Source organism: Pseudomonas sp. KH_050, from assembly GCF_057838875.1.
Genome location: NZ_CM174478.1, coordinates 3,996,506 through 4,020,745, shown reverse-complemented (window position 1 = coordinate 4,020,745; position 24,240 = coordinate 3,996,506). Strand labels below are relative to the sequence as shown.

The 24,240-nt window shown below is 59.1% G+C and carries 27 protein-coding genes, 1 pseudogene and 1 riboswitch; of the genes and pseudogenes, 12 read left to right on the top strand and 16 right to left on the bottom strand.

Features of this window, described 5'->3' with window-relative positions:
* Positions 1-55 precede the first annotated feature (55 nt).
* On the bottom strand, positions 56-490 hold the full coding sequence (locus tag AC3IUA_RS18250; protein WP_489355999.1) for a DUF2871 family protein: 435 nt from the start codon (positions 488-490) through the stop codon (positions 56-58).
* A 59-nt stretch (positions 491-549) separates the two neighbouring features.
* Positions 550-687, bottom strand: a complete 138-nt coding sequence (locus tag AC3IUA_RS18245) for a hypothetical protein (protein WP_489355997.1) — start codon at positions 685-687, stop codon at positions 550-552.
* 116 nt (positions 688-803) lie between these two features.
* On the opposite strand from AC3IUA_RS18245, the gene AC3IUA_RS18240 reads away from it, so the two are divergent.
* Positions 804-1,448 carry a TetR/AcrR family transcriptional regulator gene (locus AC3IUA_RS18240; protein ID WP_489355995.1) on the top strand — a complete coding sequence of 215 codons (645 nt, stop codon included), beginning with the start codon at positions 804-806 and terminating at the stop codon, positions 1,446-1,448.
* Here the strand turns inward: AC3IUA_RS18240 and AC3IUA_RS18235 are convergent.
* Positions 1,448-1,603: pseudogene (locus AC3IUA_RS18235) on the bottom strand (malate dehydrogenase); the annotation flags it as partial. The gene AC3IUA_RS18240 and the pseudogene AC3IUA_RS18235 sit on opposite strands and share 1 nt — an antisense overlap.
* Before the next feature lie 103 nt (positions 1,604-1,706).
* On the opposite strand from AC3IUA_RS18235, the gene AC3IUA_RS18230 reads away from it, so the two are divergent.
* Complete coding sequence (locus tag AC3IUA_RS18230) at positions 1,707-2,057, top strand: ArsR/SmtB family transcription factor (protein WP_489355994.1); 351 nt, start codon at positions 1,707-1,709, stop codon at positions 2,055-2,057.
* 37 nt (positions 2,058-2,094) lie between these two features.
* Positions 2,095-3,165: a flavin-containing monooxygenase gene (locus AC3IUA_RS18225; RefSeq protein WP_489355992.1), complete on the top strand. Its 1,071-nt coding sequence runs from the start codon at positions 2,095-2,097 to the stop codon at positions 3,163-3,165.
* Positions 3,166-3,218: 53 nt separating this feature from the next.
* Here the strand turns inward: AC3IUA_RS18225 and AC3IUA_RS18220 are convergent, their stop codons facing one another.
* Positions 3,219-4,436: an MFS transporter gene (locus AC3IUA_RS18220; protein ID WP_489355990.1), complete on the bottom strand. Its 1,218-nt coding sequence runs from the start codon at positions 4,434-4,436 to the stop codon at positions 3,219-3,221.
* 122 nt (positions 4,437-4,558) lie between these two features.
* On the opposite strand from AC3IUA_RS18220, the gene AC3IUA_RS18215 reads away from it, so the two are divergent.
* From AC3IUA_RS18215 to AC3IUA_RS18195, 5 genes are all read left to right on the top strand, one after another.
* Positions 4,559-5,056, top strand: a complete 498-nt coding sequence (locus AC3IUA_RS18215; protein WP_489355988.1) for a MarR family winged helix-turn-helix transcriptional regulator — start codon at positions 4,559-4,561, stop codon at positions 5,054-5,056.
* 64 nt (positions 5,057-5,120) lie between these two features.
* Complete coding sequence (locus AC3IUA_RS18210) at positions 5,121-5,624, top strand: arsinothricin resistance N-acetyltransferase ArsN1 family A (RefSeq protein WP_489355986.1); 504 nt, start codon at positions 5,121-5,123, stop codon at positions 5,622-5,624.
* A gap of 14 nt (positions 5,625-5,638) precedes the next feature.
* On the top strand, positions 5,639-6,988 hold the full coding sequence (locus AC3IUA_RS18205) for an NAD(P)-binding domain-containing protein (RefSeq protein ID WP_489355985.1): 1,350 nt from the start codon (positions 5,639-5,641) through the stop codon (positions 6,986-6,988).
* 322 nt (positions 6,989-7,310) lie between these two features.
* Positions 7,311-8,240, top strand: a complete 930-nt coding sequence (locus AC3IUA_RS18200) for a malate dehydrogenase (protein WP_489355983.1) — start codon at positions 7,311-7,313, stop codon at positions 8,238-8,240.
* 371 nt (positions 8,241-8,611) lie between these two features.
* Positions 8,612-9,118: a GNAT family N-acetyltransferase gene (locus AC3IUA_RS18195; RefSeq protein WP_489355981.1), complete on the top strand. Its 507-nt coding sequence runs from the start codon at positions 8,612-8,614 to the stop codon at positions 9,116-9,118.
* Positions 9,119-9,122: 4 nt separating this feature from the next.
* Here the strand turns inward: AC3IUA_RS18195 and AC3IUA_RS18190 are convergent, their stop codons facing one another.
* From AC3IUA_RS18190 to AC3IUA_RS18165, 6 genes are all read right to left on the bottom strand, one after another.
* Complete coding sequence (locus AC3IUA_RS18190; protein ID WP_489362393.1) at positions 9,123-10,466, bottom strand: OprD family porin; 1,344 nt, start codon at positions 10,464-10,466, stop codon at positions 9,123-9,125.
* Positions 10,467-10,512: 46 nt separating this feature from the next.
* The gene (locus AC3IUA_RS18185) at positions 10,513-11,304 is read right to left on the bottom strand and encodes an ABC transporter ATP-binding protein (RefSeq protein WP_489355979.1); all 792 of its coding nucleotides are present in this window, start codon (positions 11,302-11,304) and stop codon (positions 10,513-10,515) included.
* Positions 11,301-12,317 (bottom strand): FecCD family ABC transporter permease, encoded by a 1,017-nt coding sequence (locus tag AC3IUA_RS18180; protein WP_489355977.1) that lies wholly within the window; start codon positions 12,315-12,317, stop codon positions 11,301-11,303. The genes AC3IUA_RS18185 and AC3IUA_RS18180 overlap by 4 nt, the downstream gene beginning before the upstream one ends.
* Positions 12,314-13,324, bottom strand: coding sequence for an ABC transporter substrate-binding protein (locus AC3IUA_RS18175; protein WP_489355975.1), 1,011 nt, complete (start codon positions 13,322-13,324; stop codon positions 12,314-12,316). Before AC3IUA_RS18175 ends, AC3IUA_RS18180 begins: the two co-directional genes overlap by 4 nt.
* 144 nt (positions 13,325-13,468) lie before the next feature.
* A riboswitch (cobalamin riboswitch) is annotated at positions 13,469-13,663 on the bottom strand.
* Between the two features lie 33 nt (positions 13,664-13,696).
* Positions 13,697-14,875, bottom strand: a complete 1,179-nt coding sequence (locus AC3IUA_RS18170) for an acetyltransferase domain-containing protein (protein ID WP_489355973.1) — start codon at positions 14,873-14,875, stop codon at positions 13,697-13,699.
* Positions 14,876-15,355: 480 nt separating this feature from the next.
* Positions 15,356-16,339: a GlxA family transcriptional regulator gene (locus AC3IUA_RS18165; protein WP_489355971.1), complete on the bottom strand. Its 984-nt coding sequence runs from the start codon at positions 16,337-16,339 to the stop codon at positions 15,356-15,358.
* A 218-nt stretch (positions 16,340-16,557) separates the two neighbouring features.
* Here AC3IUA_RS18165 and AC3IUA_RS18160 point away from each other — a divergent pair, with 218 nt between their 5' ends.
* From AC3IUA_RS18160 to AC3IUA_RS18150, 3 genes are all read left to right on the top strand, one after another.
* Positions 16,558-17,349: a cysteine hydrolase family protein gene (locus AC3IUA_RS18160; RefSeq protein WP_489355970.1), complete on the top strand. Its 792-nt coding sequence runs from the start codon at positions 16,558-16,560 to the stop codon at positions 17,347-17,349.
* Positions 17,350-17,630: 281 nt separating this feature from the next.
* Positions 17,631-19,190, top strand: a complete 1,560-nt coding sequence (locus tag AC3IUA_RS18155; protein WP_489362391.1) for a diguanylate cyclase domain-containing protein — start codon at positions 17,631-17,633, stop codon at positions 19,188-19,190.
* Positions 19,191-19,289: 99 nt separating this feature from the next.
* Entirely contained in the window at positions 19,290-19,505 is a 216-nt protein-coding gene (locus tag AC3IUA_RS18150; protein ID WP_489355968.1) for a hypothetical protein, read from the top strand.
* Positions 19,506-19,586: 81 nt separating this feature from the next.
* Here AC3IUA_RS18150 and AC3IUA_RS18145 read toward each other — a convergent pair whose 3' ends face one another.
* The gene (locus AC3IUA_RS18145) at positions 19,587-19,733 is read right to left on the bottom strand and encodes a hypothetical protein (protein WP_489355967.1); all 147 of its coding nucleotides are present in this window, start codon (positions 19,731-19,733) and stop codon (positions 19,587-19,589) included.
* 110 nt (positions 19,734-19,843) lie between these two features.
* On the opposite strand from AC3IUA_RS18145, the gene AC3IUA_RS18140 reads away from it, so the two are divergent.
* The gene (locus AC3IUA_RS18140; protein WP_489355965.1) at positions 19,844-20,185 is read left to right on the top strand and encodes a helix-turn-helix domain-containing protein; all 342 of its coding nucleotides are present in this window, start codon (positions 19,844-19,846) and stop codon (positions 20,183-20,185) included.
* Positions 20,186-20,224: 39 nt separating this feature from the next.
* Here AC3IUA_RS18140 and phnE (AC3IUA_RS18135) read toward each other — a convergent pair whose 3' ends face one another.
* The 5 genes from phnE (AC3IUA_RS18135) to AC3IUA_RS18115 form a co-directional block, all read right to left on the bottom strand.
* Positions 20,225-20,992: a phosphonate ABC transporter, permease protein PhnE gene (gene phnE / locus AC3IUA_RS18135; RefSeq protein WP_489355964.1), complete on the bottom strand. Its 768-nt coding sequence runs from the start codon at positions 20,990-20,992 to the stop codon at positions 20,225-20,227.
* Positions 20,989-21,816, bottom strand: coding sequence for a phosphonate ABC transporter, permease protein PhnE (phnE, locus tag AC3IUA_RS18130; protein WP_489355963.1), 828 nt, complete (start codon positions 21,814-21,816; stop codon positions 20,989-20,991). Before phnE (AC3IUA_RS18130) ends, phnE (AC3IUA_RS18135) begins: the two co-directional genes overlap by 4 nt.
* On the bottom strand, positions 21,810-22,607 hold the full coding sequence (locus AC3IUA_RS18125; protein ID WP_489355961.1) for a phosphonate ABC transporter ATP-binding protein: 798 nt from the start codon (positions 22,605-22,607) through the stop codon (positions 21,810-21,812). The genes phnE (AC3IUA_RS18130) and AC3IUA_RS18125 overlap by 7 nt, the downstream gene beginning before the upstream one ends.
* Positions 22,604-23,455 (bottom strand): putative selenate ABC transporter substrate-binding protein, encoded by an 852-nt coding sequence (locus tag AC3IUA_RS18120; protein WP_489355959.1) that lies wholly within the window; start codon positions 23,453-23,455, stop codon positions 22,604-22,606. The genes AC3IUA_RS18125 and AC3IUA_RS18120 overlap by 4 nt, the downstream gene beginning before the upstream one ends.
* A gap of 246 nt (positions 23,456-23,701) precedes the next feature.
* Positions 23,702-24,196 carry a PaaI family thioesterase gene (locus AC3IUA_RS18115; protein WP_489355957.1) on the bottom strand — a complete coding sequence of 165 codons (495 nt, stop codon included), beginning with the start codon at positions 24,194-24,196 and terminating at the stop codon, positions 23,702-23,704.
* Positions 24,197-24,240: the final 44 nt, after the last annotated feature.

Genomic DNA, 24,240 nt, shown 5'->3' with positions numbered 1-24,240 from the left:
GGGCATGCTCCAGAGAACACCACACATCCCAAATTTTTATAATGACCCGCACACTTTACTTGGTTTGCGGCACGGACCTGCCCCCGGCTGCGCTGCTCAAGCGCTCGGTCGCTACGCCGATGCGCGAGAACGTCAGCCACACAAACAGCAGCACACTGCAGCCAATGAGGATTGATGCGACGGCAATCAATGGCTCGACTGACACGATGCCCTTGAGGCGTAGTGTCAGAGCGCCGAGCATCACCGGGACGCCGACGTTGTACGTCCAGAACTGTGCTGCAGCAGCGCGCCCTTCGGTAATTGACGGGTGCACTGTGCCGATGAGTCCGAACAGTGCCATCGACACCCATCCCAACAGATTGACATGGGCATGTACCGCGAAGAGCGAGTGGTCGCCGGAAGCGCCCATCGTCACACCCAGCACCACGCCAATGGCAAAGTAGAGGGCAGCGAGCCGAAACCAGGTCCGCGAACGGGGGTTGTGATTCATGGCATTCACCTCATGCGCCCTGAGGCGCGCTCAGTTGCTGAAAAAACGATGTGAAGTCGTTATGCCCGGCGCGGCGGTTGTGCCGCGCACAGGCCAGTGGCGTATTCCGTGACATCGTGTTCGATGGCGTCGAGCAGGGTGTTCGATTCACCGTCGACAGCGTCCCTGGAGTTGAAATGGAAACGACGGTCAATCATTCGATCGACCTGCCGTTGCTCTGGGGGGCTCATAAAGGGCGACCTCTTGTTGGTTGGTTGCCATGGGTCTATTATGAGACTCGAGTCTCATTACAAGACAGAGTCTTATTTATTCCATGTCGAACACGAAGTCAAGCCCCTCGAACCGTGATGGCGATCAGGGTCGCGCCAACCAGCGGCTCCGAACGCGTCAAGCGCTTATGGATGCCGCCGTCGCGTTGCGCGACGAGGGCTATAACCCTACTGTTGCGCAAGTGGCCGAGCGCGCGATGGTGTCGCGCGCCACGGCGTATCGCTACTTTCCCTCGATTGAGGCGTTGATCAGCGAGACGGCGGCCGATCGTGACATGCAGCCGCTGGAGCGCATCTGGCGGCCGGGAGACGATCCGGTCAAGGGCATTGGTCTGGCGGCGAACGCGTTGAACAAACTCTTGATCGACGACGAGATCGGCCTGCACGTGATGGAACGTTCGTTCATGACGGTGTGGCTCGAAAGCGAGTCCCACGAGCCCCTGCGGCCGGGCCGACGCATGAGCTACATTGAGCCGATTGTCGACTCGCTGAAGGACGCGCTCTCACCCCGGGCACGCAAACGACTGAAGCAGGCGCTGTCGATAGTCATGGGCACCGAGGCTTTGATCGCCGTGCGCGATATCAGTCGCGCGAGCATCGAAGAATCACTCGAGACCGCCGCCTGGGCGGCTCGGGCGCTCGTTCGTCAGGCACTGGCGGAGGACGAACAAACGCGACGAAAGGGTTAGCCTTCTCCCACAGTGACCCTGCGGGGTGGCTCGAGGCGCCCATTGGCGATAGCATCCACCATCTGTGCAATTGCCACGCCCGGCGCATCGCAGGCGCTCCCCACCTTCTTCAAACCCAGAATCTCGCCGCCACCCTGACGTGTGCGCTCCACAATCATTCTGGAGCTTGCAGGCATTGATCAGGTGCTATTGATATCTGTTGTTGACGCTCATTCGGACAATTGACGCGTGCATGGATATGCACATATAGTCATCCGCATGACAAACCGAACCTCTACACGTTCACGTGCAATTGATGCTGCAATCGACTCTCTCGATGGAGCCTTCTTCAAGGCTCTGTGCGAGCCGTCGCGGGTAGCTGTGCTCAAGCGAGTCATGCAACTGGGGCGAGCAGATATCGGTGAGATTGCCGAAGGGCTACCTCAAGAGCGTTCAGTGGTGTCCCGTCATCTGCAAGTGCTATTAGAGGCCGGCATTGTCCGCGCTACCAAGGTCAGCAGGCAGATGTTCTACGAGGTGGATGGACCGGCGGTGGTGACACGGCTCGAAGCCATTCTCCAACAAATGAAGAGTCTGGCCCCGTTTTGCTGCCCTGGTGTGCCAGAGTAGTTTTTTATTATCTCTATATATGCATGAGTGCGCATACATGAACATAATTAATGAGCCCAAGGATGTCATCGTTATTGGTGCGGGCCAAGCTGGGCTCGCGTCCGGTTGGCATCTGCGGCAGCAGAATCTCAGTTTTCTCATCCTGGACGCCGAGAGCCAGCCAGGTGGAAACTGGCGCAACTACTACGACAACCTGAGACTTTTTTCCCCTGCTGCTTACTCATCGTTACCTGGGATGCCCTTTCCAGCTGAAGCCAGGCACTATCCGCTACGCGATGAAGTCGTACGTTATTTGGAGCAGTACGCGGATGCTTTCCAGCTACCCATTCGGCAGAACATACGAGTCCAGAGAGTGAGTAGGGAGGATGGACTCTTTTTGCTTCAGGCATCTGATGGTCAGCGTTTCTGCTCAAAAGCATTGATCGTTTGCACTGGCGGATTCAATCAGCCGTTCATTCCTGACATTCAGGGGCTGGGGAGTTTTCGCGGGCAACGTTTACACAGTGCTGATTACCGAAATGTCGACGGCTTCAGTGATCAACGAGTAGTGGTCATAGGTGCTGCCAACTCAGCTGTACAAATTGCCCATGAGTTGGCTCAGGTCAGCAGTGTCGTATTGGCGGCAAGGGAGTCGATTCGGTTTTTTCCGCAAAAGATCCTCGGTGTGGATTTTCATGCTTGGCTCAAGTGGACAGGGATGGAGAAGACTCGTTGGCTGAATGACCAAAGTACCCCTGTACTGGATGATGGCACCTATCGTCGAGCCATAAAGCAGGGACTTTTTGAGCGCAAACCGATGTTCACGGAGGTAACGTCAACGGGCGTGATCTGGGCTGATGGGCAGCATACTGACGTGGACAGTTTGGTTTTCGCGACCGGGTTTCGTCCGAACCTTGGTTTTTTGGCAGGTCTGCATGTGGCGGGCAATGAAAGCCTGGCCCAACGCAACGGGAAGGCGGAGCACGTACCGGGTTTGTATTTTGTGGGATTACCGAAGCAGCGCAACTTTGCTTCGGCCACCCTCAGAGGCGTTGGGCCAGATGCTTCTCACATCATCCCTAGCTTGATGCGCTTCATTCACAATGCATCGCACCCAGTGTTCGCTTGATGCCGGGTATCGACTTTTTTCTGCTCAACACTGCGTCTACTGGAACATCGTCATTACTTGCCATTTTGCGTAATTGGCAGACGCCAAGTGGCGATGAAGCACAGCAACAGAAACCCGCACATCACGCTAAGCAGTACCGATGCTCCGAAACTGTCCAGAACGTAAGCGGCGGTGATGGGGCCGCAGGCTTGGGCGACAAGGACCGGCCTTGCGAGCAGTCCCATTCGTACGCCATATCCTTGAGGCCCGAACAGCGCCAATGGAAGAGTACCGCGAGCGATGGTGAGTATGCCGTTACCGGCTCCGTAAAGTGCTATCGCCACGAAGGCCAGCCAAGGCAGGCCTGAGATCAGCAGTCCAAGCCCGATCAAACAAAGCAACACACCGGCTCGTGCGGACCAGGTTGGATGGAGGTTCCTGCCAATGGAAAACTCAGCCACCCGTGCCAGGACTTGCGAAGGACCAATCACCATGCCGATGGCCAAGGCCACGGCAGTCGCGATTCCCAATTGCTTGAGGACATTGAGCAGGTGTACTGAGATACCTGATACGACCAACGCCAGAACCGTCAGCATGGCGCCAATCAACAAGAACAACTGGTTGGTGGCCCCAGGGCGAAGCTCGGATGCATTGGCTGATGCTACTTTTACGGGATGGGGCGGTTGTTTTGTGCTTCCAGGAATCAACAGGGCGTGGATAGGGAAGCCGATTAGGAGGTGAGCTGCTGCAATGGCGAAGCATGCACTCCTCCAACCGATCCAACTCTCAAGGCTCGCTATCAGCGGCCAGCCTATGGTGCTGGCGAACCCGCCTAGCAGGGTCAGTCCGGTAATTGACGTTCGAGCCCCTTCGCCGAAAAGTCGTCCCAAGGTTGAAAAAGCAGCGTCGTATAAACCCGCCGCCATGGCGACGCCGATCAGGGTCCATGCGAGGTAGTAAGTGGCAACGTTGCCTGCTAGTCCCATCAATAGCATGCCGAGAGCCAGCAGCAGTGAGCTGGCGGCCAGGACTGAGCGTCCGCCATGGCGATCAATCTGACGACCAACTGCCGGTGAGGAGCCTCCCGCTACCAGCAGCCCCCAGGACAAGCCACCCACCACACTGGTGATGGACCACCCTGTTTCTTTGGCTATCGGAGCCGCAAGCACTGCGGGCAAGTAATAGGTCGAGCCCCAGGCAAGAATCTGAGTGAAGCCCATCCCCCATACGAGCCTGGAGCGATTGATTGGGGGATGAATCTGCTCTGGAAGTGTCACGACCGGCGCGCTCATTTTTAGTTGTCAGTAACAACAAGCTAGCGCCTTCCTCTGGGGACCGTCAACCTGAAGATCGGTCTTGACGATTCTAAAATACGAGGATTATTGTTGCAGCTAACAACTAATTTGTGACGGTTATGACGAAGCTTAAAAACGATCAGCTGACCCAGGATTCCGAGGACTTGTACGAGGCTTTGAACCAGCTTGTTCGCGTCTATCAGTTCCGTGATCGTGACCGGATCTGCTGTTACGACGTGTCTGTAACCCAATGCTATGCCGTTGAGACGTTGGTCAAAAGGGGCGCATTGCGCCTTCAGGTCTTGGCGGAAGAGATGTTCTTGGACAAGAGTACGACAAGTCGAGTGATCGATACCCTGGAACGCAAAGGGTATGTGTCCCGCGTTGAGGATGATGAAGATCGGCGCGCAGTGCGAATCCAGGCAACGGAAGCCGGGCGTGAGTTATACGAAAAAATCAGGGCAGACCTGATTGCTGAAGAACGAGCGATGATCGAGAACCTCTCGGCCGAGGCCAGACAGGGAGCGTTGAGTTTGCTCAGGCAGATTACGCGGGCCACAGAGATTCGCTGCGGGCTCGTGAGCGAGTGCTGCCCAGCGGTGAAGAGCAAGGGTTGAAAGGAAAGAATTTCCCTTTTTTTGCCAATAATGTTGTTACTACCAACGTAATGGGGCTCCAACAATGCGAGTTCGTTTAGCTGAAACCAAAGATACTGTTTCAATAGCCGCCATCTACAACCAGGGGATCGAGGAGCGTAGCTCTACGTTTGAAACGACTCCTCGAAGCTCGGCAGACATGCTTGATCGCATCAACTCAATGGAGCGATATCCAGTGTTGGTCATGGTCGACGAGACGGATCAGGTTGTTGGATGGGCTGGACTCAGTAGTTATCGCGCTCGTGCCTGTTACGACGGCATTGCGGATTTTTCCATTTACCTGGACCGCAGTGTTCGCGGTCAGGGGCTCGGCAAACAGTTGCTTCAGTCACTGCTGGAAGAAGCCGAAGCTCGCGGGTTCTGGAAAGTCCTATCACGCATTTTTACCTTCAATCACGCCAGCCTTGCATTGTGCGAAGCCTGCGGTTTCCGCCAAGTGGGGGTGTATGAAAAACACGCCTGCCTGGAAGGACGCTGGCTCGACTGCGCGATTGTCGAGCGCCTGTTTCCGGTCAATCAGCCAGTCTGAAGAAGGAGTCGATCATGGAAAACCATCCTGTCGCCATCATTGGAGCAGGCCCAGTGGGCCTCACCGCAGCTGTCCATTTGCTGGCCAGAGGTATCACTCCGCTGCTTCTGGAAGTTGGTCCGAAAGCTGGGTCCAGCATTGAAGAATGGGCGCATGTGAAGATGTTCTCTCCGTGGCAGTTCAATGTGGACAAGGAGGCGGCCAAACTTCTGCTGGCCGATGGTTGGAATCCACCGCCGGAGAACGAGTATCCAACAGGTCGTGAACTGCTGGATCGATTTGTTCGACCTCTCGCGGACCTCGAACAGATCAAGCGTCACTTGCAGCTTAATACCCGTGTTCTGGCAGTCACTCGCGTCGGTCAGGATGTGATGAAGACCCAGGGCAGATCGACAGCTCCTTTTTTGCTGCGTGTCGCAGGGCTATCGGGTGAACAGGATGTGCTGGCCAGTGCTGTCATTGATGCCTCGGGCACCTACCTGACACCGAACTGGATGGGGGGCCATGGTATCCCTGCCTTGGGTGAGCTCGAGCATGCAGCGCACATCGCTTACGGCATTCCGGAGGTATTGAGTCGTGCCCGGAATCGCTATGCCAACAAAAGAGTGCTGGTGGCAGGTGGTGGTCACTCCGCATTCAACGCCCTCCAGGATCTGGTGCGGCTGACTCAGGAGGCGCCACAAACCAAAGTGCTCTGGGCGATCCGGGGTAATTCCCTTGAGCGCATTCTGGGTGGTGGTGCGAATGATCAGTTGGAAGAGCGCGGAAAGCTCGGCCAGAAGATTCGCCAGTTGCTGAGTGACGGCGTGATCGAGTTGTTCAAAAACGTCGCTATCGATCAGGTTGTTGGCGATGGCCAAGGGCTGGTCGTGAAGGCGGGAGAGCAGATACTGCCACCTGTGGACGAACTCATTGTGGCGACAGGATTTCGACCTGACCTGAGCCTGCTCGCCGAGCTACGTATCGCGCTTGATCCAGCGACCCAAAGCGCAGTGCTGCTTGCTCCAATGATTGATCCCAACGAGCACAGTTGCGGCACGGTCAGGCCCCATGGTGCGGTAGAGCTGGCCCATCCCGAGGAAGGTCTGTTCATTGTAGGGATGAAGAGCTATGGACGGGCACCTACTTTTTTGTTGATGACTGGGTATGAGCAAGTTCGCTCTGTCGTCGCGGCGCTGGCGGGTGATTGGGATGCGGCCAAAAGGGTTGAGCTGGTCCTTCCAGAAACTGGCATTTGCAACTCGGATTTCGATGAAGTCGATGATCGCTTGAAGGCTTCGGCAAGTCAGACGTCTTGTTGTGGCACCGGAGAGACAATCCTTGAGGCCGCGCCTCGTACCTCGTCGGGTTGTTGCAAAGCCTAGTGCTCAGTCGCCGAGAATTTGCGTAGGAACGCGACTTTCGTTCCGATTCTGACCGTCAAACTTGCTCTAAAACGTTTTCACACAGCCTGGACCCATTGCGCACGATGGCAAAGGGCTACGATAGACTTGGAGCAGTCCGCCAAGGCCGCGCGGCTCGGCCTATGGGGGTTATCAGAGGCTAAAGTAATGCCGCCATGGGAATGGCGAAAATCAGGTAAAACAACTACAGGCCACCTTCGGGTGGCCTTTTAGCGTTAACGGGTAATACTTCTCTGTATAGGCGGGCGTGTTGCTGGTGGCGCGAGCCGCGGGGAGGTGTGAGGTGAACAAGCTATCAATTGTGGGTGCCGGTATGGTGGGTGAGGCGGCGGCTCAGATCATCGCCCGGGAAGAGTTCTGTCGTGAGTTGATGTTGATTGATGTGCAGGGTGAGTTGGCACAGGGCAAGGCGCTGGACGTCTGGCAGGCGGCAGTTGAGTCAGGTTCTGATACCAGGGTTTACGGCGGGGCCAATGCCGAATTGCTGCAGGATTCTGACCTGGTGGTGATTACGGCAGGTGTGCCCCGCAAGCCTGGTCAGTCGCGTCAGGATGTATTGAGTATCAATCTGCCAATTCTCGATGGCATCATGCTGGATATTAATCGTCATGCTCCGGCGGCGACGGTGTTGGTGGTGTCGAACCCGGTCGACGTGCTGACCTATCGGGCTTGGTGTCTCAGTGGGCTGGGACGCAACAGGGTGTTCGGGCAGGCGGGGGTACTGGATACAGCGCGCATGAAGTGTTTCATTGCCGAGGAGACAGGGTTTTCTGCTCGGGATATCACGGCGCTGGTGCTGGGAGGGCATGGCGATAGCATGGTGCCACTGATGCGATACTGTGCGGTCGGTTCGGTGCCGCTGTCTCACTTCCTGTCCAATCAGCAGATAGAGCGGATTGTGGAGCGCACACGTCAGGGTGGCGGCGAGATTCTGGGTTTGAAGAAGGCGGGGAGCGCCTGCGATGCGCCGGGCGTGGCAATTGCACAGATGGTGGATGCTATCGCCAATGGGCGAAACCGCATTTTGCCAACGGTCGCGATTCTCGAGGGCGAGTACGGGCGAACAGGTATTGCCATGGGTGTCCCCTGTGTGCTGGCAGAGGATGGGGTTGCGCGGGTGATCGAGTTGCCTCTGGATGCGCAGGAGCAAGCGATGTTCGACCGCTCTGCAGATCAGGTGGTGCGTGATATTGCTGAAATGAATGCTTTGTGAGCTGGGCTATAGGGGGCGCAACGGGGAGTGGAGCGCCGGTCCCCGGCGCTCGGGGGCATGGTGTTACCTGGTGTCAGGCAGTGGCACTATGATCTTTTATGGGTCTGAACAGGCCGGATAGTCACGTTTCTTCAAACCGGTATACAGCTGGCGCGGACGACCGATGCGTGTTTCGACTGTCCCCATACCCTATCAGGCCAATCCTGTTTGTGAATCGCCCCTGAATAAGTGGCTACTTTTTCAACAGAATCGGCCGATTCAAGCCATTCGTCAGCGACCGCTCACGATCCAGGGAAACCTGTAAATTGATCTGTTCTCCCTAGCCAGACGAAAGCGTGAACCCTATTCCAACTTTATAGCGATCCCAGTGCATGAGTAAGCAACCCACTATCCAGGCGGTGTCCCGGGTAGAAATTCCTGACGTTGTGGATTTTGTGATGCAGGCACGCGCCGAGCTCTTTCCCAAACTGGCGGGTGACGGCGTGCCCGCCGATCTTGCCCGTTTCGACGAGGTTTATCTTCGGGGCGAAGGGCAGTTTCTGGTCGCCAGGCATCAAGGACGGATCATCGCCTCGATTGGCAATCTCCCGTATGACGATCGCTTCCCGAACATTGATTACCCCGGGCTCAAGGTCGTGGAGGTCGTGCGGCTGTTCGTTCTACCCGAGTTCCGCCGCTCGGGTGTGGCGGGCGAGCTGTACGGATCGTTGAAGGGGTTGGCGATTGAGGCGCGGGTCGAAGTGATCTATCTGCATACCCATCCGTTCCTGCCCGGAGCAATAGACTTCTGGCGCAGGAAAAACTTTCAGGTGATCCATGTGGACGCAGAGCCGGTCTGGCAAACGACCCACATGGAGTACCGCCTGCCAGTAACCTGAGGGGTCAGAACCTGCCGGTCAGCGGGTACTCGACGGCCAGGCGTATCTGGTCAGTGTCCAGTTCTGCCTGTGCGGTGTTACCCCGGTGCACGTTGTGCCGCAGCGACACGGTGGTGCCCTTGGCTGCGCCGCTCTGTACCACATAGCGCGCTTCCAGGTCGCGCTCCCAATGCTTGCCACCTTTGCCATAACCCAGATAGGCATAGCCGCCATGCGGATCAACGTGGCTGCCGTCGATCTGGCTCCCGCGTACATAGGCGGCGCTCAATACCAGGCCAGGCATGCCCCAGGGCGTTATGTCCAGATCGTAGCGGGCTTGCCAGGACTGCTCATTCGGCGCATTGAAGTCTGACATTTGCACGGCGTTGCTGATGAAGATCGCGCCACGGGTGACATAGTCGAACGGCGTGTCACCGTCCACTTTCTGATAACCCAGGCTGACGCTATGGGGGCCTTGAGCGTAAGTGGACAGCAGGCTCCAGGTGGTGTTGTCGATCCGGCCCGACAGCGACTTGCCCTCATCGGTGGTGCGATACAGGTTGAGGTTCAGCGTCAGCGAACGGTTTTCATCGATTGGATGGATGAACGTGCCGCCCAGGTAATGCTGGTTCCAGGTATCTTCATAGCGGGAACTGTAGAGGCTGGCGCTGAGGTTCTTGCTTGGAGTGAAGACCATGCCAGCGAGGTCGAATGCATCACCTTTCACGGCGTTCGAGTAGTTCACCACAAAGCCTTGGTCGTGGCTGCTGGCGTTGCGATCCGTGCTCTCGGTGAAATGTCCTGCCACCAGCTTCAGTGCGTCGAATTCGTTGCTGGAGAGGAACACGCCGGTGGCGGTCTCCGGGAGCAGACGGCTGTCGGACGAACTGAATACGGGCGTCTTCACCCGCTGCTCGCCATAGGACAGCACGGTAGAGGACATGCGTAGTTTTACCGCCGCGCCACCTCGGCTGTATTCGTCCTTGGGATGGCCGTCGTTGTCCAGCCCGAGCAAACGCGCCTTTCCGGCCCGGCCACCACCGCTGTCCAGTTGAACGCCGAGGTAGGCGTGCGCATCAACGCCGACTCCGATCAGACCCTGGGTGAAGCCCGACTGCAAGGTGCCCATCAGACCGTAGGCCCATTCCTCGGCATAGCCATTGCGCTCGGCACGCGGCTTGTAGGCATTGCGCGCGCCGTTGTTGCGAGCACCGTTACGGTACTCGCGATTGTCGTAGACCGTGCGATTGAGCACGCTCCAGCGACTGTCTTCGATAAGCCCGTTGGCTTGCGTCTGGGCCGAATCGGCCAGAGCGAGCGGGCTGGCCAGGGCGACCAGGATGGCTGAGCGGGATGCACTGGATGCCATACAGGCCAGGGCTGAAATACGCATGTCGAGATGTCCGTAAAACGAATCAAGAGCAACGAAATCGCAGAATGTGCGCTCCGTCGAAAGGGTCGATCAGGTAGTGCGCCTGCACGCCGAATGTGTCCTGCAGGCGTTGTGGGGTCAGCACCTTGAGCGGCGTGCCGAGGGCCACCAGGCGCCCTCGTTCCAGTACCGCTAAACGATCGCACGTGAGTGCCTGGTTGAGGTCGTGCAGGGCAATCAGCGTCGTCACTGGCAATGCCTGCACAACCTGTAAAATTGCCAGCTGATGCTGGATATCCAGGTGATTGGTGGGTTCATCCAGCAACAGGATCTGCGGGCGCTGGGCCAAGGCTCGGGCAATGTGCACGCGCTGACGTTCGCCACCCGAGAGGCTGCGCCAGGTGCGGTTGCCCAGGTGCGCCGCATCGACGTCAGACAAGGCCTGCCGGACGATCTCATCGTCCTGGCTCGACCACGGGCTCAACGCCGACAGCCAAGGCGTTCGGCCCAAGGCGACGGCATCGAACACACTGATCGCATCGTCGGTGTCGGCCTGTTGTTCGACGACCGCGAGCCTTTGCGCGATCGTCCGGCGAGGAAGATCCTTGAGGCGTTGTCCGTCCAGGCGGGCTTCACCTCGAGTGGGCACGCGCAAACCGGCGAGCAGTTTGAGCAGCGTGGATTTTCCCGAGCCATTTGGCCCGACGATGCCAAGGGTCTCGCCGCGACGAATATCCAGGTTGATGTCGTGCAGCAGTTCAATGTCGCGGACATTGAAACCAAGGCCTGAGCAGCTCAATACGCAGTCGCCGGTCAAGGGCGTGGCGGCGCTCATCGGGTGTTCCTCCGGCCTATCAGGATCAGCGCGAATACCGGGGCGCCGACCAGTGCGGTGATCACCCCGACAGGGATCACCTGGCCTTTGATCAGCGTGCGGGAAAGAACGTCGGCGGCGATCAGAAACAGTGCCCCGCCCAGCGCGCTGGCTGGCAGCAGGTGAGCATGCCGGGTGCCCAGCAGCAGCCGTGCGGCATGGGGAATGACCAGCCCGACGAAACCGATGGAACCGACAATCGAGACCATCACCGCCGTCACCAGCGCCGCGCAGCTGATCAGCAAAAACTGCACCCTGCGTACCGGGATGCCGAGCGAGGCCGCAGAGTCGGCGCCAAAGGTGAAGGCATCCAGCGCCCGCCGGTGCCACAGGCAAACCGCAAGACCGGCCAATGCGATCGGGACGGCCAGCCACACCGATGGCCAGCGCACACCGCTGAGGTTGCCCAGCAGCCAGAACATGATCCCGCGAGCCTGTTCGGAACTGGCCGACCGGGTGATCAGAAAGGCCGTGAGCGCATTGAACAGCTGCGAACCGGCGATCCCCGCCAGGATGATCTGCCCGGTGCCGCGGGATGACCCGCTGGCACGGGCCAGCAGGATCACCAGGGCGAAGGCTGCAATGGCCCCGGCAAAGGCTCCGGCCGACAGCGAAATCGCACCGGCCCCCACGCCCAGCAATGCCACCAGTACCGCGCCCGTCGACGCTCCTGCGCTAATACCGAGCAGATAAGGATCGGCCAATGGGTTGCGCAGCAGCGACTGCAGGATCACCCCGCAGGTGGCCAGGCCCGCGCCGCAGGCCGCCGCGACCAGCGCACGGGTCAGGCGATAATTCCATACGATGCCTTCGTCGATCGGGTCGAGCACATGGCCGGCGGCCCATAGTTTGTTGGCAAGCACTTGCAGCACCACGCCTGGCTCGATCGGTGTTTCTCCGATGGCCACGCCTGCGACCACGGCAAGCAACAGCGTCAGGAATGCCAGCAGCGTGCGAATCAGACTCCCCGTCATTTCGGCAGATCGTAGCCATTGATGGCCGTCGCCAGCGTCTCAAGGCCGTCGAACATCCGCAGGCTGGCCTGCATGGCAAGCGCGTCGAGGATGACGATGCGATTGTTTTTGACTGCGTCCATGTTCCGCGTCACCGGGTCGTTTCGCAGAAACTCCAGCTTCTTCTGGTAATCGTCAGCCGGGAAGCGACGGCGATCCATGCGCGCGATGACCAGGAAGGTCGGGTTGGCCTTGGCGATGGTTTCCCAGCCTAGGGTCGGCCATTCCTCATCGGACTCCACCACGTTGCGCACGCCCAGGGTGTCGAGCATGAAATCGGGGACGCCCTTGCGACCGGCGACATAAGGGTCGATATCCAGCTCGGCACTGGAGAACCAGAACAGCGCGCTGGTGTGCTTCAGATCCTTGTCCCGCAGGGTGGCACTGGACTTCGCCAGGCTTGCCTTGAGTTCTGCGTTCAGCCGCTGGCCACTGTCCTGGACATCGAAGATCTCGGCCAATTGGCTGATGCTCTTGTAGAGGCTGTCGATGCGGAACGGCTCCAGGCGTGTGCCATCGGCGCCGACCAGGTTGTCCTTGGCTTCGCAGTCGGAGGGCATCAGGTAAGTCGGGATCTTCAGCTCGTGAAACTGCTCGCGAGTACCCACCACGCCTTGCGGGCCAACCATCCATTCCAGTTCCACCGCCACCAGCTCCGGACGTTTACCGATCACCGCCTCGAAACTCGGATCGTTATCGGCCAGGCGTTCGATCGTGTCGTTCTGAGCCTGGTACTTTGCCAGGACATCGTTGAACCACAACGAGGTGCCGACCATTTTGTCGCCCAGCCCCAGGGCATAGAGCATTTCGGTGCCGGCCTGGCCGATGGTCACGGCACGGCCTGGTGCGTGCTGGAAGGTCAGCACGCTGCCGCAGTTCTCTACCGCCAGGGGATAGTGGGTCGGGGCCGCATCGGCGAGGGCGCAAAGACTCAAGCCGGTGATGAGGGTGGCAAAGCGGGGCAGCATGACGCAATCTCCATTTGAAACGTACACGGAGCAGAGGTGCACAGTCTGGAAACACATCAGCGAACGCTGCCGCAACAGCAGTGCAAGGCCGGTCATCTGAGTGACGCACGCGGCAAGGATGTACTTCCCGGACACCCCGCCGGTTAGTGATTTGCTTGGCCGGCAGGTCTCCTGACTGATGCGTCGGCGCCTGGCTCCAGCCTTCCCGGGAGTGATCCCAGTGGCAGTTCAGGAGCAGGCTCAGCACCTACAGTTGCGGGGGCAGTTCCGTTTGATGCTGTGTCAGCATCACGGATTCCCTATTAATCCCATGTGGAAACCGGCGGCGGCATGGTAGTCGATCCTGCCGCCCAGGGGGAGCCTGCGGGCGCTTCAGAAGTATTTGAGCCAGGCGATATCGCGACGACGGGCTTTCAGCGCTGCGAACCAGCGCACCGGCGAGTAAAGCGCGCAGGCCAGCAGCACCGCAGTCAGCCACACCGCCCCTATGCCATCGAAGCCGAAGTAGCTGCCCTGGTTTAAACCGAACAGTGCCGCGCCCACCAGATACAGCACTTTCAGTAGGTACAGGTGCAGGAGGTAGAAGAACATTGGCGCCGCCCCCAATACCGCCAGCCTGCTGATCCATTTGCGTTGCCGGGCGCGTTCGAAGCCGAGCAGCAGCAACAGGCCCAGGCCCAGGGTCAATGCGAGGAAGAGCAGCGAAGGCGGGTACTTGGTGATATTGAAGAAACTCATCAGGGTTTGTGCGGTGCTGTCATACGTCATCCAATGCGCTTCCCCATAACCATTGACCAGGCGCAGCGTAACGAAGCCGATCAACGCGCCGGCACCCGCCAGTAGCAGATAGCGCTGACGCACGGCGGCGGATGCAGAACGAGCGAACCAAGGGCCGATGCAATAGCCCAGGGAAATCACACCGATCCACGGCAGCACTGGATAGGAGGTGCGCAGACGCAGGTTGCCGGCGAACTCGATCCAGCCGCGATCATGCAGAATGGCCCATGGCACGTGCATCGCCGAACCTGCCGGGAAGTGCAGCGTGTCGAGCAGGTTATGCCCGGCAACGATCACCACGCCCAGCACCAACAGCATCGACCGTGGCAGCCAAACCAGTAAGGCGAGGGCGATCATGCTCACGCCAATGGCCCAGATCACCTGCAGGTAAATCACGCTGGGCGGGAACTGGAAGGTCCAGGCGAAGTTGACCAGGGTGAATTCCAGCACCACCAGGAACAGACCGCGCTTGAACAGGAACGTCGAGACCTCGCGCTTGCCCTGGTGCTTTTCGCCATACAGGTAAGCGGACAGTCCGGTGAGCAGCACGAACACCGGGGCGCACAGGTGGGCGAGGGTTCGGCTGATAAACAGCGCAGGTTCGGTGGTGTCGATGCTCATCGGATCGGCCACTTGCCGGTGCAGAAAGAACGTCTCGCGGACGTGATCCAGAAGCATGAAGACAATCACCAAGCCCCTGAGGGCATCGATGGACAGTAGGCGTTGGTGAGAGGTCGTTGTGGCGCAGGCGAAGGCATGGGTAGCGTTGGTCATTGAGGGATCGCAAGCAAGGAATGTTCAGCTCTGGAGGTTACAACCGACAGATGCAGATAGATATGGTTATCTTATAACATATCTATTGGTTCCGTGTGGGCCGAAGCACAAGAAACAGGCATGGCGTTCGGCATGTCGGCGGATGAGACAGAGTGGGGCAGATGACTTGTCGTCAGCTGTTGTTGTTTTGATGCCTGTTCGCGCTGAGAAATGGACGACGCTTCACATCGAGGAAAAGCGCCGTCATCTGTTGTCATTGTCCAGAGCAAACAGCTCCAGTAGCTGGTGCGTAATTGCGTTACATGTGACCACCCGTTTCATTTTCAGTGACCATCGTTTGTATCCAGCTGGGCCAACGTACGCCGAAGAGACGACCGGCAGGCCATCAGCGGCTCTTGGCGGTATCGGTGCTTCCTCTTGCGCATCAAATTGTGGGCTAGCCTCCGCACCATCAAGCCCCCGAGCCTTCGCAATCGCGGACTATTTGTCTGCCTTTCTCCCAGTCCGGCCATCTTCTTGGGCCTGGCGAGCGCTGCGGCGCAGATCTTGTGGCGTCCGCCCAATGACTCGCACGAAGCAGCGCAGCATGTGATCGGCATCGCCGAATCCGAAGCCCCTGGCGATCCCCTCGAAAGTTTGATGCCCGTCCTCAACCAGCGGCCTTGCTGCCTCGATGCGAAGGCGCTCGATAGCTTTCGCCGGCGTCACCCCCATGGATGCCGCGAACACGCGGCCAAACTGGCGTACGCTCATATGCGCGACTTCTGCCAAGCGTTCAACTGACAGATCATCACGCAGATGATCGCGCGCATAGCTCAGCACCGTGCGGATGCGATCTGAGCCAGGGTCGAAATCCAGCAGCGAAGAGAACTGATTCTGACCACCTGGCCGCCGATAGTAGACAACCAGCATGCGTGCGACGGAGCGCGCTACCTCCTTGCCCAGGTCCTGTTCGATCATGGCCAGGGCCATGTCGATGCCGGCCGACATGCCTGCGGACGTCCAGACATCCCCATCCTCGGTCCAGATTCGATCTCCGTCCACGCGCAGCGACGGATAGCGAGCTTGCAATTGCGGCGCGTAGTTCCAATGCGTGGTCGCGACACGACCGTCGAGCAGGCCGCTCTCGGCTAACACGAAAGCGCCGGTACAGACGCTGGCAGTGCGGCGCGAGCGCAAGGACATCTGCCGGATCGCAGCCGCCATCGGCACTGTCCAGTCGCCGACCGGAACGGCTGGCGCGCCGACGATGATGAGCGTGTCGAGGCGGTCGACAACTTGCAATGCTTGGGTCGTGACCTGCAGTCCGCCCGAGGCGCAGATCAATCCGCCCTCAAGCGAAGCGAACGTGAATCGATAGCCCGAAGGGCGAGCACGATTTGCGTTGGAGAAGGCTTCGAGCGGGCCACTCAGATCCAGCAATACGAAGCCCGAGTAGACCAGGAAACAAACATGACGCGGCATGGCCTGATCGCCAAAAGTCTGGCTGAAGAGTCATTAGACGCCGCCCCTGTCTGGAACGTCAACGGGTGCAACAACGGGGCTCGGCCCTTGCCGGACGAAAGCACCCGCCTCACTCGAGGCGGCTGCGTCAGTCGGCTGAAATCCAGGGATAAACGTCCTTTTCGTAGCTTCTTCTCGCCGTACCGTAGACGCGTCACTTCCACTTTGAGGATACGCAAATGACTTTCAACAGAACCCATCCCAAGAGAATGATCTTCTGCGCCACCTTGCTGGGGGCCTTCCTGATGGCGCCTGGCATCGGCTTCGCCGCCGAGAACCCCTACGCCGATCCGGTCAAACCCGCGCTCCCGGCCTCCAGCTTTCAATGGGACCTGAGTCGAACCGCTCTGGTCGTGATCGACCCGCAGATCGACTTCATGAGCCCGGAGGGTGCAGGTTGGTCGGTCTTCGGTCAGAGCGTTACCGAGCAAAATCTGGTCCCGAACCTGCGCCGGCTTTTCGCGGCGTTCAAGCAGTCCGCAAGAACCGTAGCCATCTCGCCGCACTACTACTATCCACACGATCATAAATGGGAGTACGAGGCGCCGGCGGAGACTGTTCAGCACAAGCTTGGCCTCTTCGATCGCAAGGGCGCCTTGACGCTGGATGGATTCCGTAACTCGGGCGCCGATTTCATGCAGGAGTTCAAACCCTTCATCGAAGACGGCAAGACCATCGTCGCATCGCCACACAAGTTGTATGGTCCGCAAAGCAACGACTTGATGCTGCAGCTGCATAAGCAGCGGATCAACAAGATCGTCCTTGCCGGCATGGCCTCCAACCTATGCGTCGAGTCGCACCTTCGCGAGTTCCTGGAGCGCGGTTTCGAGGTGGTCGTCGTGCGTGACGCCGTCGCCGGCCCGAAGCTTCCTGACGGCGACGGATACGCAAGTGCACTGGTCAACTTCCGCTACATCGCCAACGATCTGGTGACCACCGACGAGGTAGTGGGCAAGCTTGAAGGGCGCTGACCATGGGGATGACCCATCTCCCGGCCAGACACGGGAGCCCTTGTGGCTCCCGTGCCAGCTGAGAATTCGAAACGTGCGGAAGTGTGCGATGGACGCTGACATGGCATTTTGCTAGCTTTCGTATGGGGTTTCGGCCAGAAGCAAAAGTTTTCTGCCTTTTTCGGTCATCCATTTTCAAGCGATCACCAACAGCCTGGCTGTCCGGGACTAAGCTCCAGTTGACTTGATAGTGACTGGCCAGGGGCAATATGGACCCTATGCGCGTTAGGAAAACCAGAATGATGTTGACTAAGCGCCGCCGTTCTCTCGCGGGTTTCATTATCCTGGCTGTGGGCCTGACGGGTTTCTCGGCCTGGTTGCTCTTGAAGTCGGAAACCCACCGTCGGGAAACGCGCTTCGCGGAATACGTGCAGAACATTTCCGGCATCGTGCGCAATCAGCTGGACACCAATGAGGCGGTGCTGGCAGGCTTCTCGGCGTTTCTCCAGGCCGTTGATCAAAGTGACACGCAGGCGGCGGCCCGCTACGCGGCAGCCGTTTTGAGCGCTTACCCTCATATTTATATGCTCGAAGCCTCGCGGGCAGTCCCCATTGCCGAACAGGTGGCCTTCGAAGCGCTGTTGCGACGCACGTGGCGACCGGACTTCGAACTCAAGGATTTCCCAAGCCTTGCTCAGCAACCTCCCCAGCCCCAGGTCTTTCTCAGCGAGACCTGGCCTGTGTTGTTCATGTACCCGGAGCTCCCGCAAGCCCGTGCGATCTACGGTGTCAGATTGGAAACCGTCGCTTATCTCTCCTACGCGCTGGCGCGCACCCACAACAATCCCAAGCCCGTCGTCTCTCCGGTGTTCTCGATGTATGAAGGTGGCAGCGCCTACATTCTGATGCAGTCGGTCAGTCGGCCAGAACAGGCGCGAGAGCATTCCCGACCGATTTTTTTTGGAAGCGCCATGGTCGCTTTGCTGTTGATCAAGGCGGGCTCGTTGCTGGAGGCGGTGGATCATGCGAATGTCGATTCCCAGGTGCGCATAAGTGCCGTCCTGAAAAGCGTCGCCGGATCTGAAAGCCATGTGTTTTCCACGGGGTCCGAGCATGCCGGCTTTCTGGATCGTCTCTTTTTGCCACTGCTGAACGACCGGGTCGAGATCGCGAGTGCTTCGCAACCCATGACCTTGTTGTTTGAGCGTCAGTTGCGTCTGCGCGATGTTCTGACCGCTGAAACCCTGATGATTCTTGCTCTGCTGGGAGGGGCTCTGGTGCTCATGCCGATGGTGCTGATTCGACATTTCAAGGCGATAGAAATGGCGGAGATCGAGCACGAGCGCTCAGCTTATCTGGCTTCCCATGATGTGCTCACCCAACTGCCCAATCGCTGTCTTTTTACCGATCGATTCGATCAGGCATTTTCTGACTGGCAAATAAACGGCGTTCCGTTCGCCGTGCTGTTGATCGATCTGGATCATTTCAAGTCGATCAACGACAAGTACGGTCATGAGGTCGGCGACCAGGTGCTGAGCGCCTTGGCAGCGCGCATGGTGCAAACCACGCGAACGAGAGACACCATTGCGCGCTACGGTGGCGATGAGTTTGTTGTGCTGTTGAAGGACCTTGCCGATCCTTGCAGTGCTGAAATCAAAGCCGGGATGTTGCTGGAGGCGATCGGGCAGCCAATCGCTACCACTGTGGGAGAGTTATCGGTCTCGTGCAGTATCGGAGTCTCGCTGTGTCCACTCCATGGCCAGAGTCTCGATACGTTGCTCAAGGCGGCAGATCTGGCCATGTACGGCGTCAAACAACTGGGGCGAAAAGGCATTGCAATGACTGAATCCCGGCCGGTCTGAATACCTTTGGTCTGGCGCAAAGCCGACGCTTGCAACTGAAACACTGGCGAAACATTCGGGCCGTATGATTCGCGTCAACGGAAACCAAGGGTGCCAGGGATGAATCGGTCATCAAGAAGCATGCGCAAACTGCTCGACTGCGTCGCCACCAACAACGAGGCCGCGGCGCTGGATGTTATGCGCGCAGCTGAGCTGCTCGAAGACCAGGTATTGCGCCAACGGTTGCTCAACCTGATTCACCGGCTCAATCAGGACGCTAATGACTTGCGATTGGCGCGCGACGACATCCAGGGCAGTGTCATCAAATTCGCGTGATCGGCCGCCAGCGACGCAAAGCGGACACTGCCATTTCGGCCGTATAGGCATTACGTCAACTGGGCTATGACAATGGCTGAATCAGCGTTTTAGACAGGCTTGCGTAGCCTCTTCCTTCAACGTTCTCCCGTCGATCAGGCTGCGGCCCTTGAAATCTGCCCGCGCGGCAATGTAAACCTCCGCAAACCCCTTCTGATAAAGCCGACCCTCATCGAGCTCTTCAATCATGGCGTCAATCAGCACGCGGAAGGTGAGCTTAAGCCTCTGTGTGTCTCGGCCGGCGCAGCCATGTTCTCTAAGCTATGATTTTGGCGGGGATCATGGAGCAGGACTATTCAATGAAAACGTTCGGTGGCCGATTGAAAGAGGAACGCACCGCTCTAGGCCTCTCCCAGCACGAGTTCGGCGCTCTGGGAGGTGTTTTGGCAAACGCCCAAAGCAAGTACGAGAAGGGATCCCGCTATCCCAAGGCCGACTACTTGACGGCCATCGCAATCAGGGGAGTTGACGTTCTCTACCTTTTGACGGGGAAGAAGTCCCGGTTCAAAGAAGATCTGCCCGATGAAGAAACCAAAGTCATAGACAACTACCGCCGCCTTAACCAAGGTGATCGGAGTGCCATTGCACGGATTGCATCATCGCTTGCTCAGTTCACGACACCGGGCAACAGTGACGCCTGATGCTGCAGTCTTGCAGATACATCCGTTCTACGAAAACAGTCAGGCTTTGACCCAGCGTTGACGGCTCCAGCTGCTCAATGTATCGACGACGAATACCAGTAACAGCATGGCCAGAATAACCGTGCTGGCTTGAGCTTCCTGGAACAGGCTGAGGCTGACATAGAGCATCTGCCCCAAACCACCGGCGCCGACGAAGCCGAGCACACTGGCCATGCGGATATTGTTTTCCCAGCGGTACAGGATGTAGGCCAGCAGCTGTGGCAACAGGTTGGGCAGTGTGCCGTAACAGAAAGCCCATACGGCATTGCCGCCCTGCAGGCGGATTGCGTCGGCGGGTTCTGGTGGGGTGTTTTCCAGCGCTTCGGCGAACAGCCGGCCGAGTACGCCGGTGGTGTGCAGGGCTAATGCCAGGGTGCCGGCATTGGGGCCGAGCCCGGCGGCAAGGACCATCAGCGCGGCCCATACCAGTTCCGGAACCGCGCGCAAGGCATTGAGCACCAGACGCGACGCGCTCTGCAGTGGCCAGCCGAAGCGCCCGGCCGCGGGCAATGCCAATAGCAGACCGAGTACCGCCGCGAGCAGGGTGCCAAGGGCGGACATGGCAATGGTTTCCAGGGCGCCGTGGCCGATGGCTTGCAGATGGCCGGAGCTCAGGTCCGGGCTGAGAAAACGCTGCGCATAGGCGCCCATATGATTCAGGTTGCTGGTGCCGCCGAGTTCGCCGAGGTCGATGCCCAGATAGATGAACGAGGCGACGACCGCTGCGCCGATGCACAGGAGCAGTCCCAGGTTGAACAGGCGATTCATGCCAGCCTCCAGCGCAGCAGGCGGCTGAGTTGATCGGCGAGCAGCACCAGGACGAGGAACGTCAGCAGCAAACTGGCCACTTCACCGCCGGCGAACATGCGTAACGACAGATCCATTTGCTGGCCCAGACCGCCGGCACCGACGAAGCCCATCACCACCGAGGCGCGGATGGCGCATTCCCAGCGATACACCGTGTATGACAGCAGCTCCGCAGCGACATTGGGCAGGATCCCGTAGCAAAAGGCCGGGAGTCGATCGCTGCCGGCCTGCAGCAGCGCGTGGGCCGGGTGCTGGTCGACCGACTCGAAAATTTCCGCGTAGACCTTGCCCAACATGCCGCTGTAGGTAATGGCAATGGCCAGTACCCCGGCAGTCGGGCCGAGGCCGACGGCGCGCACGAACAGCAGGGCCCAGACGATTTCCGGCACGCTGCGCAGGAAGATCAGTAAACCGCGTACCGGCCAACGCAGCAGTTGGCCCCAATAGCTCGGGTGGCCGGCACGGGAGGCAGCGGACAGCGACAGAGCACGACTGGCCAGCAGGCTGGCGGGGACTGCCAACAGCAACGCCAGGGCCATTCCGGCCGTGGCGATGGCCAGGGTCTGCAGGGTGGCTTGCAACAACAGCTCAATGAACTCCTCGCCATGGGCCGGTGGCCAGAAGGCCGATACAAAACGGCCCATCTCGCTCTGGCTGTCACTCGCCACCAGCACACTGAGGTCCAACTCGCTGAAGCGGATGCCCGGCCACAGCAGGGCAAGGGCCAGCAAGGTCAGCAGCAGGCGGGGCCGGGTGGCTGGATCTCGGGTATCACGGGTCAGCATCGGGGAATCTGCACACTCAAGGGCGGCGGAGCAATCGGTGGGGATTGCAGTTGTTCGTTGGCGTAGAGCTTGTCGAGCAGCTCGCGGTCGACTTCGCTGGCCGCAAGGTCGAACAGGATCTGTCCATCACGCAAGCCGATGATCCGCGAAAAGTGCGCCAGGGCCAGCTCCACCGCATGCAGGCTGGCGACCAGGGTGACGTTGTGCTGCCGGGCATGGCGACAGAGGACCGACAGCGTGTGCTGGGCCAACACCGGGTCCATGGCCGATACTGGCTCATCGGCCAGCAACACCTCGGGCGCTTGATACAACACGCGGGCAATACCCACGCGCTGTAGCTGTCCACCGGACAGTTGCTGGCATTGCGCGAACAACTTGTCACTCAAGTCCAGCCTGGCCAATGCCGCGCGTGCGCCCGGAATATCCAGTGGATGCAACAGGTTCAGCAGGCTCTTGCCCAGACCCCACTGACCCAGCTTTCCGGCCAGAACCGCAGTGACCACGCGCTGGCGCGGTGGCAGGGGAGGCGACTGATGGATCAGACCGATGCGCGCGCGCAGACGCTGACGCTGACGGGCAGAAAGCTGCCAGGCTCGCTCACCGAGCACCTGCAGCTCACCGTTGTCCGGTCGCAGGGCGGTGGCCAGCAGGTTGAGCAGGCTCGACTTCCCCGCGCCGGACGGGCCGATGATGGCGACCTGTTCGCTTGCACCGATGTGCAGGTCCACGCCACGCAGCGCCTGGACGCCGTTGGCGTGGGTAAGGCTGACCTGGTTCAGATGCAACGTCATTTGAGCAGTTCGGCGGCGCGTGCGGCTTCCTCGATGCCCTTATAGTTCTCAGGCCTGGTTTCGATGAATCGGCTGGCGGCCTGCAGATCCAGAATCTCCTTGTCCTTGGGGTTCGCCGGATCGAGAGCAAGGAAGGCTGCCTTTATCCTGGCCGCCAGCGCTGGGTCGAGGGTCCCGCGCACCGTCCAGTTGTAGTCGTAGTAGGTCGGGGTGGTCGCAAACACCCTGACCTTGGTGGTGTCGACCTTGCCGGCGGCGACCAGTTTTTCCCACACGCTGGCGTTAAGTACCCCGGCGTCCACTTTGCCGGCCTGGACCCAGGCGACAGTGGCGTCATGGGCGCCGGAGTAGCCTACGCGACTGAACCAGGTTTCCGGCTTGATACCGTCCTGGAGCATGAAGTAGCGCGGCATGAGGCTGCCTGAAGTGGAGGAGACCGAGCCGAATGCAAAGGTCTTGCCCTTGAGATCGGCGAGGGACTTGACGGCTGGGTCGGCGGTGATGAATTTGCTGGTGAATTGGGCGTCCTGTTCGCGCTGTACCAGCGGGATGGCATTGCCGGTTTTCAGGCGTGCCTGCACGAACGTGAAGCCGCCCAGCCAGGCTAGGTCGATCCGGTCGGTGGCCAGCGCCTCGACCACGGCCGGATAGTCACTCACGGGCACGAACTCGACTTTCATGCCTAATCGTTGTTCCAGATAGGCGCCAAGCGGCTTGAATTTGCGGAGCAATTCGGTAGGGGCTTCATCGGGAATCGCGCTGACTTTCAGGGTGTCGGCGGCCTGCGCCAGCAGGGTGCAAAAAGACAGGGTCAAGCCGACAGCCAATGCCAGGGTGCGCTTGAGCATGGAAGTTCTCCGGGCCATTAACGGAAGAATGTCGATGCGCCTGGCACAAGCTGATTGCTGCATGACGCTGTGTGAGGGTAGACGAAACGGAGCGATATTGACTGTTTTTGGCCCAATTGCTATCTGTCGCCAAGCGCGGCATTCGACCCATTGCGGTCATTTTCATCACCAACGCTTGCCCTGGGAGTACGCCACAACACTCGATGAACCGTGAATCGTGGCGAACTCGTCGTCAGCCTGGAAGCATCAATTCTCACGGCCATGAGCGGCGGCTGCCAGTTGCTCGGTATCGACGCGAACGAAAGTGGAGTCACCGATAGCGGTGAGCACGTCGCCGGCATACACCTCGCAAATAACCCGGCTCTTGCGCCCCACATCACCCTCTACCTTTGCCCGCAAGGTCAGAGGGACGCCCATCGGTGTCGGCTTGATGAACTTGACGCCAAGGTTGCCCGTGACGCAGTTGATCCGGGGAAGGCTGCCCACTTCGCGATTTCCCGCACGGTAGTGGTACGCCATGGCCGTCCAGTTCGAATGGCAATCAACCAGCATCGCGATCAGCCCTCCGTAGACCAGCCCCGGCCAGCCGCAATACCTGGCATCCGGTAGATGCTCGGCCATGACATGCACGCCATCCTCATGCCAGTAGCTCTTGATGTGTAGCCCGTGTGGGTTACTGCTGCCGCAGCCATAACAGACGCCTTGCGGTGCGGCGATGTCTTGCAGAGAGGTATCGTACATGGCTATACCTTTTTTTCCTGAAACCATCAGCCAATTTTATCCGC